Source organism: Actinocorallia libanotica (genome assembly GCF_039525175.1).
In the GTDB taxonomy this organism is placed as follows: Bacteria; Actinomycetota; Actinomycetes; order Streptosporangiales; family Streptosporangiaceae; genus Actinocorallia; species Actinocorallia libanotica.
This window is the reverse complement of sequence record NZ_BAAAHH010000005.1, coordinates 19571-35609: the sequence shown is the minus strand read 5'-3', so window position 1 is coordinate 35609 and position 16039 is coordinate 19571. Positions and strand designations below refer to the sequence as shown.

The window sequence follows — 16039 nt, the reverse complement described above, 5'->3', positions numbered from 1 at the left end:
CGGGCGCGGGGCATCCGACCCGCGCCCGGGACCGCGCCACCCGCGCCGGATAGTGTGGCGGCATGCCGACACACCCCGGCCGGCCCCAACCGGAACCACTGAAGACCAACGACGTGCTCATCGCGGCCGGGGGCACCGCCATCTGGCTCGTCGCGCTGGTGGTGCTGCTGGTCGTCGGGCTGCCCGCCGACCAGCGCTGGTGGCTGTGGGTGTGCGCGACCGGCGCGGCCATCGGCGTCTTCGCCTGCCTGTACATCCCGCGCCTGCAGCGCAAACGCGCCGACGACGAGGCGGTGGCGGGCTCCGGGGCGCCCCCGGTCAGCTGAGATCGGCCTCGGCCAGCAGCAGGGCGGCGTCATCCGGATCGGCCAGCAGCGCCTGCAGCGCCTGGCGGTCGCCCCACCGGCCCAGCTCCCAGGCGATCGCCCGCGCCAGACCCGCGGGGCCGGAGGCGTGCGGGCCGCCGTCGTACCACCAGGACACCTCCCGGTCCTGCACGACCAGCCTGTCGTGGTGCCGGTACGCCTCGGGCGCCTCGGGGAACAGCTCGCGGACGATCCGCGGCACCTCGCGCTCCTCGCCCGGCGCGTCCGGGCCGTCCGGCACCTCCTCCGAGGCCCGCGGCAGCTCCAGCAGCTCGGCCAGGATCCCGGCGCGGTCGTGCGGCAGCAGCACCAGCGGCTGGTCGGCCAGCAGCGGCAGCGCGTACGGGACGTCCACCACGATGGCGTCCTCGGCCGGGACCACCTCGATCGCGGTCCCGGTCACCGCGCGCACCTCGTCCGGCGGGTCGAGTTCGGCGGCGTGCGACAACCACGTCCACAGCGCGCGGAGCTGGTCGCGCCGCACCGGCCTCGCCGGGTCGGCCAGGAGCTCCAGCAGCTCGTCCGGCGGGACGTCCTCCAGCGAGCGCCGCACCCCCAGCGCGAGGGCGAACTCCGGGTCGAGGAACTCCGGCGCCGGGTCGTAGAGGCCCTCCAGGAGCGGGTCGGCGCCGCGGGCGCGGCGCGGCCCGCCGAGGACCCGGTGGCGGGCCAGCCACCAGGAGGTGTACGAGGGCACGCGGGTGCCGTCCGGCAGCGCCAGCGGCGCCACGACCGCCTCGCGCCACGGCGGGAGGGCCAGCAGCCGCAGCGCCGCCTCCCAGTCCTCGACCAGCTCCAGGTCCCGGACCGCCGTCAGCTCCGGCAGGTGCGCCGACGGGACGTCCCACTCCTCCAGGCCGTCCAGGCTCAGCTCGTCCGGGGCGTCGGGGTCGTTCAGGTCCACGTCCTCGGCGCGCAGCAGGGCGAAGCCCCGCAGCACGCCGGCGTTCTCCAGCGCTTCGGCCCCGTACCGCCCGACCAGCTCGGGGTCGGCGATCCCGAAGGGCGAGTCCTCGCCCATCACCCGGCGCAGGGGGGCGTCCTCGAACATCAGCTCGCCCGCCGGGTACGGCTCGCCGTCCGCGCCGGGCAGCGCCAGCTCGGCCAGCCAGGAGTCGGCCGGTCCCGACAGCGCGCCGGTCAGCGTCAGCACGGCGTCCGCCAGCTCCGCGCGCTCCTGCGGGTCCTCCAGGTCCAGGGAGCCCTCGACCGCCGCCCGCACCGCCGGATCGGCGAGCACCTGGCGCGGACCGGCCTCCACCGCGCCGAGCCGCACCAGCAGCGGATGGTCGGCGGCCGGGTCGGCGACCCGCAGGCCCAGCGGCCGCAGCCGCTCCGGCGCGGGCAGGTCCCGGGCCAGCAGCACCCCGCGCGGGCCGCGCACCAGCCGCCCGTCGGCCAGCGGCACCGGCAGCGCGCCCAGCTCCCCCGGGTCCACCCCGGCCAGCGCGTCGTAGACCCCCCGCCACCAGCCCGGCTCGCGATCCAGCCCGGCGAGCGCGTCCACCACGTCCGCGGGGCCCATCCGCCGCACGCCCAGCGCCCGCAGCGCCCGGTGCCCGGCGGGCCAGCCCGCGGGCAGCAGCCCCGGCACCACCCCGCCCAGCACCGCCACCAGCGAAGCGGGCCCGTCCACGACCACCGCGTCCCGGCCCCGCACCCGGATCCCGGCACCGCCCGCGCTCTCGACGTCTCCGGCGGCCTCGACACCATGCGCGGCATCAGCGATCCCGGCGTTCCCGATGCTCCCGGCGTTCCCGAAGCCTCCTGCGGCGTCGGCGGCCCCGGCGCCTCTGGACCCCCCGGTGCTTTCGACGTCTTCGACGTCCTCGGCCAAGGGCAGGAGCGGGGTCTCGGGGAGTCGCCGGAGCACGATGCGGCGCAGGGCGCCGTCCAGGGCGCCCGCGGGGACGGGGCCCGGCACGAGGTCGAGCAGGGCGGGGCCCGCCGTGCCGGCGAGGAGGTCGAGGTAGGCGTCGGCGGCGCGGGCCACCAGGAAGTCGGTGAGGGGGCCCGGCTCCACCCGGCGGCGGTCGGAGGCGAGCGGCACACTGGCGATCAGCAGGGCGGGGAGGTCCAGCGGCTCGTCGGTCGGGGTGGGGGCGTACAGCACCTCGCCGCCGGCCGGCAGGGCGTCCAGCGGGCCGCGCGGCTCGGCGCGCACCGCCCAGCGCACCGACCAGAACGGGCGGTCGCGCTCCTCGGCGGGGCGGTCGGCCAGCAGCTCGTCGGGGATCCGGCCGTGCGCCTCCACCGTCCGCCAGCGGGAAACCTCGCCCTCGGGGGCGTCGTCCCGGGTCTCGGTGACGGTGACGGCGCCCGGCTCGGGGCGGGCGGCGCGCAGCAGGCGGGTGCCGCCGTCCGTGATGATCGTCAAAGTGGCCAGGGCGGGCAGCGCCAGCAGCAGGGGCGCTCCCAGCTCGGCCAGCCGGGCCCGTAGCGAGCGTTCGGCGGCGGCGTCGCGCAGCGGGAGGACGACCTGCGTGGCGAAGCCCTCCGGCACGGAGCCCTCGGCGGGGAAGGGCAGGCGCAGGACCGGGACGTGGCCGTGCCGGGCGGCCGCCTCCCCGGCCAGGCCGGGCACCGCCTCGACCAGGGCGCGGGTGCGCTTCGCCGACCAGGCGACGGCTCCGGTGAGGGAGGCGACGGACGGGGCGTCGCTCACCGAGACGACCGCGGTGAACCCCACGCCGAACCGGCCGGCGGCGTCGGCGCCGCGCTTGGTGGAGGCGCGCAGCGAGGACAGCGAGGCCACGCCCTCGGCGGTGAGCGGCGCGCCGGTGTTGGCGGCCGTCAGCGTCCCGTCGCGCAGCTCCAGCCGCAGGTGGCCGGGCACCCCGGCCCGCTGGGCGGCGTCGGCGGCGTTCTGCGCCAGCTCGATCAGGACGCGGTCGCGGTAGGCGCCGAGGGCGTAGTCCTCCTCGGCGTTGGCGTCCTCCCGGAACCGGGCGGGCGAGGCGGTCCAGGCGTCCAGGACCCGGGCCCGCAGCCCGGCGGTGCCGAAGGGATCGTCCATGGTCAGCCGCGGCCGGGCGCTTCCCCGCCGGGCTCCCCGGCCTCCGCCGGCTCCCCGGAGGACTCGCCGGCGGGCTCCTCGGAGGCTTCCCCGGCGGGCTCGTCGGAGAGCCGGTCGAGCGCCGTCTCGTCCAGGATCAGCGGCGGGGCCTCGGCCGCCGAGGGCACCACGACCGCCTCGGAGTGGGCGCCGCAGCCGTGGTCGGCCGAGACGGCGCGGCCGTCGTCGGGCGCGTGCTCGTTGGCGCAGACCCCGAAGAGCCGGCGCAGGCCGCCGGCCAGCGGGAGGTAGAAGCCGCAGGTGCTGCACTGGGCGGGGGCCGCCACCGCGATCGGCGCCTGCGGTCCCGCGGCGCCCTCGTACCAGCGTTCGGCCGCCTGGTCGCGGCCCTCGGCCGACAGCACCCGGGCGCGGCCCAGGCCGGGCTCCCACACCGCCTGCTCGTCGAGCTCCTCCTCGGGCTGGGCGAAGCCGGGCGCGAGCCGCTCGTCGTCGGGCGCGGTGGGCAGCAGGTCGCCGGGGCCCAGGTCGCCGGGGCGCAGCCGGTCCAGCCACGGCACCCAGGCCGGCGGCAGGACCGCCTCGTCCCCCGGCAGGAGGGAGGTTTCGGAGACGGTGACGACCTTGGCCCGGGCGGCGCGGGCCACCGTGACGGCCCAGCGCCAGCCGCGGTACCCGAAGTCCGTGCAGGCGAAGAAGTGGGTGACGACCCGGTCGCCTTCGACGGCGTATCCCAGGTGCTCGCCCACCTCGGAGGGCCTCGCCGTCTCGCGTGCGGCCTCCAGTGCCAGGTCGACGGCTTCGACGCAGGCCGGATCCGCGACGGAACGGCCTCGGCGGACTGGGGCGGAACGGAGTGACGTCACATACAGATTGTCGCCCATGCCGGGGGATGGCCGTGCACCCCTCCCCGCCCGCGCGCCCGGGGAAACCTGCCTCCCCCGGTCCCCGCACAGCCCGGGATCCCTGTTACGGGCGTCATGAAACAGATGTTCCGGCTCGATCTTAAAGGGGTTCGGTGTTTTCGGCCCGGTCCTTAAAATGACGGTCATGATGGTGGGATTCGATCTGGACCTGACCCTCGCGGACACCCGCCGGGGCATCGGCGCGGTGTACGCCGCCCTCGCCGCCGAGACGGGCGCCTTCATCGACGTCCCCCTCGTCGTCGGGCGGCTGGGCCCGCCCCTGGAGATGGAACTGGCGAACTGGTTCCCCGAGGCACACATCCCGGAGATGATCCGACGTTTCAGGGCGCTCTATCCGGAACTGGCCATTCCCGCCACCGTGCTCATGAGCGGCGCCGCCGAGGCGGTCGCCGCCGTCCGCGCCGCGGGCGAGCGCGTCATGGTCGTCACCGCCAAGAACGAACCCCACGCCCGCGCCACCCTGGCCTTCCTGAACCTGGAGGCCGACCTGCTCGTGGGCGGCCTGTGGTCGGCCGCCAAGGGCGCCGCGCTGCGCGAACACGGCGCCCACACCTACGTCGGCGACCACACCGGCGACATCGACGCGGCGCGGGCGGCGGGCGCCTTCAGCCTCGCCGTGGCCACCGGCGGCTTCACCGCGGCCGACCTCCTCGGCTACGGCGCCGACCACGTCCTGGCCGACCTCACCGCGTTCCCGCACTGGCTCGACGGCTTCGACCGCACGCGTCAACCCCCGCCGCGACGGGAAGAGGACGGTATGCCGCCCGGCGAGAGGCGATAAGGAGTATCGCCGTTTTGCCGTAAGGCATTAGCCTTGTACGGATCATAAGAAAACGCAGCCAGACAGAGGTCCGCCGTGCCCAGTGGCAAGGTCAAGTGGTACGACACCGACAAAGGTTTCGGTTTCCTCACCCGCGACGACGGGGGTGAGGTCTTCGTGCATTCCTCCGCCCTGCCCGGCGGGACGAAGGCCCTGAAGCAGGGCCAGCGCGTGGAGTTCGGCGTGGTCGAGGGCCGCCGCGGCCAGCAGGCCCTGTCCGTGAAGATCATCGACACCCCTCCCTCGGTCGAGAAGACCATCGCCAAGGCCAAGCGCAAACGCCCCGACGACATGGTCCTCATCACCGAGGACCTCATCAAGCTCCTCGACCACGTCTCGGAGACCTACCGCCGCGGCAAGCACCCCTCCGGCGCCGAGGCCCGCAAGATCGCCACGGTCCTGCGCGCCGTCGCCGACGACATCGACGCCTGACCTGCCCTAGGCTTCTGGGGGAGGATCACACCAATGAGCAGAACGACGCGCGAGCGGATCGTGGCCGAGGCGCTGCGGTTGTTCGCCGACCGCGGTTACGCGGCGACGTCCGTCGCCGAGATCGAGGCCGCCGCCGGGCTCTCCCCCGGGGCGGGCGGCCTCTACCGGCACTTCCCGTCCAAGCAGGAAGTGCTCGCGGCGGCGGTGCGCGAGCGCATCGAGCGCACCCGCCACCAGGTCGACGCGACCCTGGCGGAGTCCGAGCAGTTCAAGTCCAAGCCGCTGGACCTGCGGCTGCGGATGACCTGCCACGCGGGCATCTCCAAGATGCGCGAGGAGCAGGACCTCATCCGGGTGCTCTTCCGCGACCTCGACCAGTTCCCCCACCTGGTGGCCGACCTGCGGGACGGCGTGGTCAACCCGCTGTACGAGGGCATCGCGTCCTGGCTGTCCACCCAGCCCGAGTTCCAGGGCAGGGACGAGGACTGGGAGGCGATCGCGGCGATCCTCGGCGGTTCGGTGGTCAACTACTGGCTGGCCAACGAGTCCCTGTACGAGACACCCGTCAAGACCGACGAGAGGCGTTTCGCCGCCGCCTGGGCACGCCTGGCCATGGGCCTGCTCAACCAGAACTGACGGGCCGTTGGACAGCTACGGGGACTGGCTCCGCGGGCGCACCGACGACCAGCTGCGCGCCCTGGTCTCCGCACGGCCCGAACTGATCACTCCCGTCCCCGCCGACCTCGGCGCGCTGGCCGCCCGCGCCGCCGCGCCCTCCGCCGTGAGCCGGGCGCTGGACGGGCTGGACCGCGCGTCGCTGGCCGTCCTGGAGGCGGTCGTCGTCCTGCCGTCGGCCAGCCTCACCGCACTGAAGAAGGCGCTGGGCGCGCGCGCCGCCGAGGTCGCGGCGCGGCTGCGCGACCTGGGACTGCTGTGGCCGGGACCCTCCCGCACGCTGCGCCCGGCCCCCGGGGTCCGGGCCGCGCTCACCCACCCCGCAGGGCTCGGGCCGCCCGCCCGCGAGGCGCTGGCCGCCCTGCCCCTGGAGCGGCTGCGGGACCTGGCCCGGAACCTGGACGTCTCCACCGCCTTCGCCAGCGCCCCCGGGCTCGCCGAGTCCCTCGCCGAGCGGCTGGCCGATCCCGGACCGCTCATCGACGACGCCGGCCCCGAGGCTCGGGCGGCGCTGGAACATCTGACCTGGGGCCCGCCCACGGGCCGTGTCGAGAACGCGCGGCGGCGGGTGGTCCTGGCCGAGGCGCGCAGCCCCGTCGAGCGGCTGCTCGCCCGCGGCCTGCTGGTCGCCGCCGACGACCGGACGGTGACCCTGCCCCGCGAGGTGGGCCTGCACCTGCGCGGCGGCGCGCTCTTCCGGGAGGACGTGCTGGGCGCGCCCGTGCCGTCCGGGACCAGGCGCGCCCAGCGGCTGACCGACCAGATCGCCTCCGGGCAGGCCTTCACCCTGCTGCGCCTGACCGAGGAGCTGCTGGAGCACTGGGGAGTGCACCCGCCCCCGGTGCTGCGCGGCGGCGGGCTGGGCGTCCGGGAGCTCAAGGCCGCGGCGGCGCGGCTCGACCTGACCGAGCGCGACACCGCGCTGGTCGTGGAGGTCGCCCACGCCGCGGGCCTGCTGGACCGCGACGGCGGCTCCTCGGTGTGGCTGCCCACCCGCTCCTACGACCTGTGGCTGCTGCGCGACGCCGCGGCCCGCTGGACGGACCTGGCGGGCGCCTGGCTGGAGACCGACCGGGTGTCCGGCCTGGTCGGCGAGCGCGACGCCCGGGACCGGACGATCAACGCGCTGGCCGACGAGAACATCCGGCCCGCCGCGCCGCGGGTCAGGCGCGAGACGCTGGAGGTGCTCCCCGAGGGCGTCGCGCCCGACGAGGAGTCGGTCCTGCGGGCGCTGGCCTGGCACCACCCCCGGCGCACCGGCGGCCTGCACGACCGCCTCGCCTCCTGGACGATGCACGAGGCCGCCTTCCTGGGCCTCACCGGCTTCGGCGCCCGCGCCTCCTACACCGGGGTGCTCCTGGCCGGAGGGGACGTGGCCGAAGCGCTCGGCGCGCTGCTGCCCGAGCCCGTCGACCGGGTGGTGCTCCAGGCCGACCTGACGGCGGTCGCGCCCGGCCCGCTCGTGCCCGACCTGGCGCGGGAGCTGGCGCTGGCCGCCGACGTGGAGTCCACGGGCGGGGCGACCGTCTACCGCTTCGGCGCCGAGTCGGTGCGCCGCGCCCTGGACGCCGGGCGCACCGTCTCGGACCTGCTGGACCTGCTGGCCCGGCACAGCAGCACCCCCGTGCCCCAGCCCCTGTCCTACCTGGTCGAGGACGTCGGCCGCAGGCACGGCAGGCTCCGGGTCGGCACCGCCCTGTCGTACGTGCGCTGCGACGACCCGGCGGCCCTGGACGAGATCCTCGCCGACCGCCGCGCCGCCACCCTGCGCCTGTACCGGCTGGCGCCCACGGTGCTGGCCTCCCGGCTGTCCCGGCAGGACCTCCTGGAGTCGCTGCGCTCCGTCGGCTTCTCCCCCGTCCCCGAGTCCCCCGAGGGAGGCCTGGTGATCACCCGTACCGACGCCCGGCGCGCCGAACCGCCGGCCCGCCCGCCGGTGGAGCACGAGCACGTCGTCGACGAGCGGGTCGCCGAGGCGGCGATCCGGGCGCTGCGCGCGGGCGAGGAGGCGGCCGCGGTCGGCGCCCCGGAGGGCGAGCCGCCGCGCACCCCGTCGGCCTCCCTGATCGAGGAGCTGCGCGCCGCGCTGGGCACCCGGCTGTGGATCGGCTACCTGGACCAGCAGGGGCAGGCCTCCAGCCGGATCATCGAACCGGTGCGGGTGGACGGCGGCTACCTGACGGCGTACGACCAGACCAGGGCCTCCGTCCAGCGCTTCGCCCTGCACCGGATCACCGGCCTCCGCAAAATCTGAACCGTTCGTTGCTCCGCACAGTCCCACCGGCATGGACGAAAAGGTCTTCTCGTGAGTTACTCCCCCCACGACCCCCACCTCGGCCCCGGCTACGGCATCCCCGGGCACCCCAACCAGTACGGGCCCTACGGCCAGTACATGCCGCCCCCGCCCGCGAGCAACGGCCCCGCCCTGGCCGCGCTCATCGCCAACATCCTGCTCACCATCACCTGCTGCGGGCTGCTGGCCGTCCCGGGCGTCATCACCGCCGCGGTCGCGATGAACCGCGTCCACACCGACCCGGTCTCGGCGAAGAACCTCACCAACTGGAGCTGGGTGATCTTCGGCATCGCCGTCCTGGTGGGCGTCGTGCTGCTGGTGGTCTTCTTCGGCCTGGGCCTCTCCGGCTCCCTCGACGAGACCTCCACCACGGGCGACGACGGCATCCGCATCTGACCGCGATCTCCTTGTCGGAGCGGTCTCGGTCACACCGGCGCGCAGGAACACCACCGCACCCCGCGATGTTGCACACTCGATGCCTATGAACGATGGTCCGTTGATCGTGCAGTCGGACAAGACGCTGCTGCTGGAAGTCGACCACGAGCGCGCGGGTGAGTGCCGTCGTGCCATCGCGCCCTTCTGCGAGCTGGAGCGCGCGCCCGAGCACGTGCACACCTACCGGGTGACGCCGCTGGCGCTGTGGAACGCGCGGGCGGCGGGGCACGACGCCGAGCAGGTCGTCGACGCGCTGATCGAGTACTCGCGCTACCCGGTGCCGCACGCCCTGCTGGTGGACGTCGCCGACACCATGGGCCGGTACGGGCGGCTGCGGCTGGAGAAGCACCCCGGCTACGGGCTGGTCCTGGTCTCCAGTGACCGCGCCGTGCTGGAGGAGGTGCTGCGCGCCAAGAAGATCAAGCCGCTGCTCGGGGACCGCGTCACCGACGACACCGTGGTCGTGCACCCCTCCGAGCGCGGCACGCTCAAGCAGGCCCTGCTCAAGCTCGGCTGGCCCGCCGAGGACCTCGCCGGGTACGTGGACGGCGAGGCCCACCCGATCGACCTCGTGGAGACCGGCTGGTCGCTGCGGCCCTACCAGAAGGAGGCCGCCGAGTCGTTCTGGGCGGGCGGCTCCGGGGTCGTGGTGCTGCCCTGCGGGGCCGGGAAGACCACCGTGGGCGCCGCGGCCATGGCGCAGGCGCGGGCGACCACCCTGATCCTGGTCACCAACACCGTCAGCGTGCACCAGTGGAAGCAGGAGCTGCTGCGCCGCACCAGCCTCACCGAGGACGAGATCGGCGAGTACTCGGGCACCAAGAAGGAGATCCGCCCGGTCACCATCGCCACCTACCAGGTGATGACGGCCCGCCGGAAGGGCGTCTACACCCACCTGGAGCTGTTCGACGCCCGCGACTGGGGCCTGGTCCTGTACGACGAGGTGCACCTGCTGCCCGCGCCGATCTTCCGGATGACCGCCGACCTCCAGGCCCGCCGCCGCCTGGGCCTGACGGCCACCCTGGTGCGCGAGGACGGCCGGGAGGGCGACGTCTTCTCCCTCATCGGCCCCAAGCGCTACGACGCGCCCTGGAAGGAGATGGAGAACCAGGGCTGGATCGCCCCCGCCGACTGCGTCGAGGTCCGCGTCACCCTGACCGACTCCGAGCGGCTGGCCTACGCCACTGCCGAACCGGAGGAGCGCTACCGCTTCTGCGCCACGACCGAGACCAAGACGCAGGTCGTGCAGCGGCTCGTGGAGCGCCACCAGGGCGAGCAGACCCTCGTCATCGGCCAGTACATCGACCAGCTCGACGAGCTGGGCGAGCGCCTCGGCGCCCCGGTGATCAAGGGCGAGACCAAGATCAAGGAGCGGGAGCGCCTCTTCGACGGCTTCCGCAGCGGCGAGATCCGCTGCCTGGTCGTCTCCAAGGTCGCCAACTTCTCCATCGACCTGCCCGAGGCGTCCGTCGCCATCCAGGTGTCGGGCTCCTTCGGCTCCCGCCAGGAGGAGGCCCAGCGCCTGGGCCGCGTCCTGCGCCCCAAGGCCGACGGCGGCAGCGCCCGCTTCTACAGCGTCGTCGCCCGCGACACCCTCGACCAGGACTTCGCCGCCCACCGCCAGCGCTTCCTGGCCGAGCAGGGCTACGCCTACCGCATCGTCGACGCCGACGACGTCTGACCCGGCGACGGCGCCCGACCGCGTCCGACGGCGCCCATGGGAGCCCCGGGGCCGGAGGGGCGACACCCGCCCGGCGGTACGGCGCCCGGGCCGCCGTCGGCGCCGCCGAGACTTTGCCGAAAGTGGATCAGCCGCTGGGGACACCCCTGTGACCAGGGTGTTTTAGTGGAGTGTCTTTTTGGAGGCTGATCGGGGGACCGGCTGTGCGCGCGGATCGTTATGTCGCCGAATTCCTGGGCACGGCAGTCCTGGTGTTCATCGCCGTGGGCAGCGCGGTGCTCGGGCTGCCCGAGATCGGCGCGGTCGGGGTGGCGTTCGCCTTCGGTCTGGTCCTCCTGGGCCTGGTCTACGCCATCGGGCCGGTCTCCGGCTGCCACGTCAACCCGGCGGTCACCGCCGGAGCCTGGATCATGCGCCAGATCTCGAGCACCGACGCGATCTGCTACATCGTCGCCCAGGTCCTCGGCGGCATCGCCGGCGCGGCCGTGATCAAGCTGGTGGCCTCGGTCGGCGAGGTCAAGACCACCGTCGACGGCGCGAACGCCTACGGCCCGGGCGAGGGCATCAACGGGGCCGGCACCTTCATCCTCGAGGTCGTGCTGACCTTCGTGTTCGTCTTCGTGGTGCTGCTGGTGGTCCGCCGCAAGGCCGCCGCCACCGCGGCCGGACTGGCCATCGGCTTCGCCCTGACCGTCGTCCACCTCGTCGGCATCCCCCTGGACGGGACCTCGGTGAACCCGGCCCGCTCCATCGGCCCCGCCCTCTTCGCGGGCGCCAAGGCGATCAGCCAGCTCTGGATGTTCATCCTGGCCCCGCTCGTCGGCGGCGTCCTCGCGGCCCTCGTCGCCCAGGCCCTGCGGGACGCCCCGGAGGACACGGAGGTCGAAAAGCGCCGGATCGGCGCCCCGCGAACCGACGGGTGAACGACCCGCCGCGTCAATAACCGGACTTCACCCGGGCCAGGAACGAGGCGGCACGGCGGCCGGACAGCGCCAGGTGGCCTCGCTCGGGGTTCTTGCCGTCCCGGATCCCCAGCCTGGCAGGAAGCGCCGCCAACTCGACGCACAGGTTCTCAGCACCGCTGTGACTGGACTTGCGCCAAACATGAGTGGTGGTCATTCGATGTTCTCCAGATATCGGTGAATCAGCGCGAGGCTGTCAGGACCGGAGAGCGCCCGGGACCCGATCCGCTCGTAGCGCCCAAGGTACCCACGCACTTCGGCCGGTTCGCTGACGAGACGTCCACCGCCGGGGGAATCGGAGAAGACCGTGTCCCCCGCTCCCAAGGTCATGATCATGAAGCTTCCGTCCATGGCCGGGGACGCTCCAGAGGAACGGGGCACGACCCTGATTCCGACGGTGTCGAATCGGGCGAGGTCGAGCAGGTGCTCCAGTTGGCCGCGCATGACCTCCGGCCCTCCGATAGGCCAGCCCAAGGCGTTCTCCGAAAGGATCGCCCACACTTCCGGGGGCGGGTCGCGCCGAAAGATGGCGGCGCGCTTCATGCGATCGGCCACCATCTCGTCCGCTCGGGAGGCGTAACGCCCGGACAGGATGAGCGCCCGCGCGTACTCAGGGGTCTGGAAGACCCCGGGAACGACCAGCGCCTCATAGACGCGCAGGAAATGGGCGGACGCCTCAAGATGCAGGCATTGCTCACGCCATGCGGAGTTATGGCTCCGAGTTGCGTGATAAATAAGAAAACCGAACAAACCTCCCGTATCCCACTCCTTATCAAGGAGCGCGGCCTGCTTCTCGTCGAGCATCTCCTCGCCTCGCTCGATACGAGAAACCGAGGCGACGGACGCGTTGATGACGGCGCCCACGTTCGCCTGCGACTTGCCCTTCTGGAGGCGAAGGAACCGCAGGTGGTGGGCGATGAGCGCCCACAGGTCGATGGTCGGCTCAGGGGGTGGGACGAGTTTGGGCATGCGCCCTCCGGATTATCCGACGTTCTCGTGTTTCTCGCGAGAACTGGCAAACGCTAACCCGGGGATTGACTCTGGTGCCACCGATTCCCCGAACTCCGCGGAGACGAAACGTGGCTTCCGACATCGACGCGACATACATTCCACAACGGCCGGACCGTACGAAGTTCTACTTTCAGAACTTCGCCGTCCCCTGGACCCTTGAGGACGTCAACGACGTCCGGCACCGCGTCGCCGCCGTCCTGCGGGACTGGGAGATCGACACCGGATTCATCGACGACAGGATCACCGCCGTCCACGAGATGGTGACCAACGCCTACTGCCACGGCGAGCCGCCCATCCTCCTCAGCCTCCTCCTGGACGACGACGGCCTCCTCGTCGAGGTCGCCGACCGCTCCCCGGAGATGCCCGAACGGCGCCGGCCGGGCATCGAGGACCTGCGCGGGCGCGGCCTGATCCTCATCGAGGACGCCGCCCGCGCCATGGGCTGGCGCGCCGTCCGGGAGGGAAAGGTCGTATGGGCGAGATTCTGACCCGTCAGGGTGCCGCCCGAAGAGGCGCCGGTGCCCGCCCGCTCGGCCCGGAGGTCCGGGGATGATCCAGGAGACCCTGCACACCCTCGCAGCGTGGGTGCTCGGCATGTCCCTGTCCGTACTCCCCTGGATGGCTCACGCCCTCGCCTCCGACCGCCGCGAGCGGGTCCGGGCCCAAGCCGTCCGCCGCGCAGGACACACCGCGGCCCTCCGGCGCCGGGGGCCGGGCTCACCGCCCCGGGGAGCGGCCTAAGGCCTGTCCGGCGGATCATTGCCCGCAGCGGGTGAGCCCGGGCGGTGGTCCACCGGACGCGACCTGGAAGGGGGGCGTCAGGCCGGGGAGAACTGGGCGACGTACTCGTCGAAAGGCTCGATACCGACTTCCGCACGGAGTTCGTCCATGCGCTCGGGCTCTTCACAGGGCCACGGAACCGGCGCCCCGTCCTTCACGCCGGCGATCTGAGTTCCGTAGACCTGCTTGCGGCCCTCATTGACCAGCGTGCGGTCGCGCAGGAAGGCCAGCTCGCGCGGGCCGGCCGAGCCTGCCGACACCGCCTGCTGCATCAGCTGGAGGGCGCGACGCTGAACGTCGAGCTGCCGGTCGGCGTGCTGAGCGATGAGCCATGCCGCGCGTGCGGCCTCCTCGCCGACCAGTTCCGCCGTCGGCCAGCCGTACTCGTCCATGATCTCGTTGAGCCGGTCACCGTGCCGGGCGGTCAGCCGCCGCCAGATCAGCTGCTCGGCGGGGTCGTCGCTGTTCGCGCGGACTGCCGACCGGTAATCGGCCTCAGCCATATCCGTGAGTTCCGCTGTCAGTGCGGCAACGTCGTGAGCCACTTTCAACTCCCAAGCCAAATCCACTTTGCATCCCGCCCGCAAGCCTAAAGGCGCAAATCGGATGTAAAAATCATTCTGGAGAACGGTGACAGGCAACTCGCCGCACCGGGATAATGGATCTACCCCCGGAGCAAGAGCCAGACCGCGACGACGGTCACGATGCCCTGGACCCGTCGATGCGGCCCTGGGCGTCCGCGCCTGCCAGGACGGCCGCATAGAGCTCGTCCCACGTGCGACCCCCCGTTGATGACCCTGCGGTGGCTGGTCCAACGCCCACCGCGCTGACCGGACTTGGGCAGATACGGCTTCAGCCGGGCCCGTTCTCCGTTCGTGAGATCGCCCCGCCCATGAACATGCCAACGTGCCGGAGCGCGAGAAGGCGCATGATCCGCCGGACAGGACCTAGGGGCTGTCTCGCGATCATGTGACGGGACGGTCAGTCTCAGGTGCGGCTGTCGGCACGGACCCGGAGAAGCTGTGGACGCGCGGGTGTTAGCTTCCCTTCCCATGATGGAGTACCAGGACCAGACCAGGGCGGCCTACGATGGGGTCGTCGAGCTGTATGCGTCGATGTTCGCTAATCGGTTGGAGGCGCAGCCGTTCTCGCGGAACATGATCGCTACCTTCGCCGAGCTGGTGCGCGAGACGGGGAATCCGCGCGCGGCCGACGTCGGCTGCGGGCCCGGACATCTGACGGCCATGCTGCACGACCTGGGGCTGGACGCTTTCGGGCTCGACCTCTCACCGGGCATGGTCGACCACGCCCGGCGGGCCCATCCTGCGCTGCGGTTCGACGAGGCGCGGATGGAGGCGCTGCCGGTCGAAGACAGCGCGCTCGGCGGCGTGCTGGCCCACTACTCGATGATCCACACCCCTCCTGGGGATTTGCCCGCGCTGCTCGCCGAGCAGGTGCGTGTCCTGGTGCCGGGGGGCTTGCTCCTGGTCTCGTTCTTCGCGACCGACGGATCAGAGCCGGTCCACTTCGACCACAAGGTGACGTCCGCCTATAGCTGGCCGGTGGACCGGTTCGCCGAGTTGCTGGCCGGGGCCGGGCTCGTTCCGTTCGCCCGGCTGCTCCACGACCCGGCCTCCGAACGGGGCTTCCTCGACGCCCACCTGCTGGCCCGCCTCCCCTAGGCAGTATTAGGTGATCATGTGACGGGGCGGCGGAGCCAGATGCGGATCGAAGCGACGTCGATGGTGCCCTGGTAGATGCGTTCTCGCTTGTCGTAGCGGGTAGCGACGGCACGGTGCTGGCGCAGCTTGTTGACGCAGCGCTCGATGGTGTTGAGTTCCTTATAGGCATCGCGGTCAAAGACCGGTGGCCGTCCGCCTTTGGAGCCGCGGTTGACGCGGTGGGCGGCCTGGTCCTTCTTGACCGGGATGACGGCCTTGATGCCGCGTCGCCGCAGGTAGCGGCGGTTGGCTCGGGAGGAATAGGCCTTGTCGGCCAAGGCGCGGGCCGGCTTCTTGCGTGGACGGCCCACGCCTCGTCGTGGGATGCGGATGGACTCCATGAGCGGGATGAACTTGGGACAGTCGGCGTGCTGGCCGGGCGAGGTGAGCCGGGCGATCGGAGGGCACCGCCGGCCGGCGACCAGGTGGATCTTCGTGGTCAGGCCGCCCCGGGACCGTCCAAGCGCTTCACGACCACCTTTCGTCACCCGCTCGTGATCTTTACCGGCCCCTTTTGAGCGATGTCGACGGCCGGGGCATGCCGCGCCCCGGCCGCATGCTGATGCGCCCGCACGATCGTGGAATCGGCACTGACCGTCCAATCCTCACCCTCGGCCGCGTCGCACCCGGCGCGCAGCCCGTCCAGGATCTGTTCCCACGTCCCGTCCAGGGACCAGCGGCGATGCCGGTTGTAGACGGTCTTCCACTTGCCGTAACACGGCGGCAGGTCCCGCCGAGCACAGCTCGCTCGGGTCCGAAAGAACACCCCGTCGATCACCGTCCGATGATCGCTCCACCGCGCCCCATGCACGTTCTGCGCCGGCAACAGCGGCGCCGGCCGCGCCCACTCCTCATCCGCCAGATCATGACGCTTCAGACGTTCATCACCCACGCAGATGATCTACACCAAACTGCCAACAAA

Annotated in this window: 17 protein-coding genes; 11 read left to right on the top strand and 6 right to left on the bottom strand. The window is 72.7% G+C overall.

Annotated features, from left to right (window positions below; genetic code table 11):
- The first annotated feature begins 62 nt into the window (after window positions 1-62).
- The gene (locus tag ABD140_RS08605; protein ID WP_344238621.1) at window positions 63-326 is read left to right on the top strand and encodes a DUF2530 domain-containing protein; all 264 of its coding nucleotides are present in this window, start codon (window positions 63-65) and stop codon (window positions 324-326) included.
- On the opposite strand, the gene ABD140_RS08600 is transcribed toward ABD140_RS08605, so the two are convergent.
- The gene (locus ABD140_RS08600; protein WP_344238619.1) at window positions 319-3381 is read right to left on the bottom strand and encodes a sacsin N-terminal ATP-binding-like domain-containing protein; all 3063 of its coding nucleotides are present in this window, start codon (window positions 3379-3381) and stop codon (window positions 319-321) included. The genes ABD140_RS08605 and ABD140_RS08600 overlap by 8 nt on opposite strands.
- Window positions 3382-3383: 2 nt before the next feature.
- Window positions 3384-4247 (bottom strand): DUF3027 domain-containing protein, encoded by an 864-nt coding sequence (locus ABD140_RS08595; protein WP_344238617.1) that lies wholly within the window; start codon window positions 4245-4247, stop codon window positions 3384-3386.
- A 184-nt stretch (window positions 4248-4431) separates the two neighbouring features.
- On the opposite strand from ABD140_RS08595, the gene ABD140_RS08590 reads away from it, so the two are divergent.
- The 7 genes from ABD140_RS08590 (at window position 4432) to ABD140_RS08560 (ending at window position 11566) form a co-directional block, all read left to right on the top strand.
- Entirely contained in the window at window positions 4432-5088 is a 657-nt protein-coding gene (locus tag ABD140_RS08590) for an HAD family hydrolase (RefSeq protein WP_344238615.1), read from the top strand.
- Window positions 5089-5163: 75 nt separating this feature from the next.
- The gene (locus ABD140_RS08585) at window positions 5164-5559 is read left to right on the top strand and encodes a cold-shock protein (RefSeq protein WP_344238613.1); all 396 of its coding nucleotides are present in this window, start codon (window positions 5164-5166) and stop codon (window positions 5557-5559) included.
- A gap of 33 nt (window positions 5560-5592) precedes the next feature.
- Window positions 5593-6195 (top strand): TetR/AcrR family transcriptional regulator, encoded by a 603-nt coding sequence (locus ABD140_RS08580; RefSeq protein WP_344238611.1) that lies wholly within the window; start codon window positions 5593-5595, stop codon window positions 6193-6195.
- Window positions 6196-6202: 7 nt separating this feature from the next.
- The gene (locus tag ABD140_RS08575; RefSeq protein WP_344238609.1) at window positions 6203-8488 is read left to right on the top strand and encodes a helicase-associated domain-containing protein; all 2286 of its coding nucleotides are present in this window, start codon (window positions 6203-6205) and stop codon (window positions 8486-8488) included.
- A 51-nt stretch (window positions 8489-8539) separates the two neighbouring features.
- A complete protein-coding gene (locus ABD140_RS08570; protein ID WP_344238607.1) occupies window positions 8540-8923 on the top strand; it encodes a hypothetical protein in 384 nt (127 codons plus the stop codon).
- Between the two features lie 85 nt (window positions 8924-9008).
- On the top strand, window positions 9009-10643 hold the full coding sequence (locus tag ABD140_RS08565; RefSeq protein WP_344238605.1) for a DNA repair helicase XPB: 1635 nt from the start codon (window positions 9009-9011) through the stop codon (window positions 10641-10643).
- 203 nt (window positions 10644-10846) lie between these two features.
- Window positions 10847-11566, top strand: coding sequence for an aquaporin (locus ABD140_RS08560; RefSeq protein WP_344238604.1), 720 nt, complete (start codon window positions 10847-10849; stop codon window positions 11564-11566).
- Window positions 11567-11579: 13 nt separating this feature from the next.
- Here the strand turns inward: ABD140_RS08560 and ABD140_RS08555 are convergent, their stop codons facing one another.
- Window positions 11580-11762, bottom strand: a complete 183-nt coding sequence (locus tag ABD140_RS08555; protein WP_344238603.1) for a DUF397 domain-containing protein — start codon at window positions 11760-11762, stop codon at window positions 11580-11582.
- Window positions 11759-12574: a helix-turn-helix domain-containing protein gene (locus tag ABD140_RS08550; protein WP_344238601.1), complete on the bottom strand. Its 816-nt coding sequence runs from the start codon at window positions 12572-12574 to the stop codon at window positions 11759-11761. The genes ABD140_RS08555 and ABD140_RS08550 overlap by 4 nt, the downstream gene beginning before the upstream one ends.
- A gap of 110 nt (window positions 12575-12684) precedes the next feature.
- On the opposite strand from ABD140_RS08550, the gene ABD140_RS08545 reads away from it, so the two are divergent.
- Both ABD140_RS08545 and ABD140_RS08540 read left to right on the top strand, forming a co-directional pair.
- Window positions 12685-13104, top strand: coding sequence for an ATP-binding protein (locus ABD140_RS08545; RefSeq protein ID WP_344238599.1), 420 nt, complete (start codon window positions 12685-12687; stop codon window positions 13102-13104).
- 61 nt (window positions 13105-13165) lie between these two features.
- Window positions 13166-13357 carry a hypothetical protein gene (locus ABD140_RS08540; RefSeq protein WP_344238597.1) on the top strand — a complete coding sequence of 64 codons (192 nt, stop codon included), beginning with the start codon at window positions 13166-13168 and terminating at the stop codon, window positions 13355-13357.
- Window positions 13358-13434: 77 nt separating this feature from the next.
- Here the strand turns inward: ABD140_RS08540 and ABD140_RS08535 are convergent, their stop codons facing one another.
- Complete coding sequence (locus ABD140_RS08535; RefSeq protein ID WP_344238595.1) at window positions 13435-14157, bottom strand: DUF6624 domain-containing protein; 723 nt, start codon at window positions 14155-14157, stop codon at window positions 13435-13437.
- Between the two features lie 291 nt (window positions 14158-14448).
- On the opposite strand from ABD140_RS08535, the gene ABD140_RS08530 reads away from it, so the two are divergent.
- Entirely contained in the window at window positions 14449-15078 is a 630-nt protein-coding gene (locus ABD140_RS08530; RefSeq protein ID WP_344238593.1) for a class I SAM-dependent methyltransferase, read from the top strand.
- 14 nt (window positions 15079-15092) lie between these two features.
- Here ABD140_RS08530 and ABD140_RS40060 read toward each other — a convergent pair.
- A protein-coding gene (locus ABD140_RS40060; RefSeq protein ID WP_425544093.1) for an IS5 family transposase occupies window positions 15093-15994 on the bottom strand; the annotation gives its coding sequence in 2 pieces (ribosomal slippage) (window positions 15093-15644 and window positions 15647-15994; 900 coding nt in all).
- Between the last annotated feature and the right edge of the window lie 45 nt (window positions 15995-16039).

Coding starts and splice junctions, on each gene's coding strand:
- ABD140_RS08590 (WP_344238615.1), top strand. CDS start 4,432: ATGATGGTGGGATTCGATCTGGACCTGACCCTCGCGGACACCCGCCGG.
- ABD140_RS08530 (WP_344238593.1), top strand. CDS start 14,449: ATGATGGAGTACCAGGACCAGACCAGGGCGGCCTACGATGGGGTCGTC.
- ABD140_RS08550 (WP_344238601.1), bottom strand. CDS start 12,574: ATGCCCAAACTCGTCCCACCCCCTGAGCCGACCATCGACCTGTGGGCG.
- ABD140_RS08580 (WP_344238611.1), top strand. CDS start 5,593: ATGAGCAGAACGACGCGCGAGCGGATCGTGGCCGAGGCGCTGCGGTTG.
- ABD140_RS08555 (WP_344238603.1), bottom strand. CDS start 11,762: ATGACCACCACTCATGTTTGGCGCAAGTCCAGTCACAGCGGTGCTGAG.
- ABD140_RS08535 (WP_344238595.1), bottom strand. CDS start 14,157: ATGCGGCCGTCCTGGCAGGCGCGGACGCCCAGGGCCGCATCGACGGGT.
- ABD140_RS08540 (WP_344238597.1), top strand. CDS start 13,166: ATGATCCAGGAGACCCTGCACACCCTCGCAGCGTGGGTGCTCGGCATG.
- ABD140_RS08600 (WP_344238619.1), bottom strand. CDS start 3,381: ATGGACGATCCCTTCGGCACCGCCGGGCTGCGGGCCCGGGTCCTGGAC.
- ABD140_RS08605 (WP_344238621.1), top strand. CDS start 63: ATGCCGACACACCCCGGCCGGCCCCAACCGGAACCACTGAAGACCAAC.
- ABD140_RS08565 (WP_344238605.1), top strand. CDS start 9,009: ATGAACGATGGTCCGTTGATCGTGCAGTCGGACAAGACGCTGCTGCTG.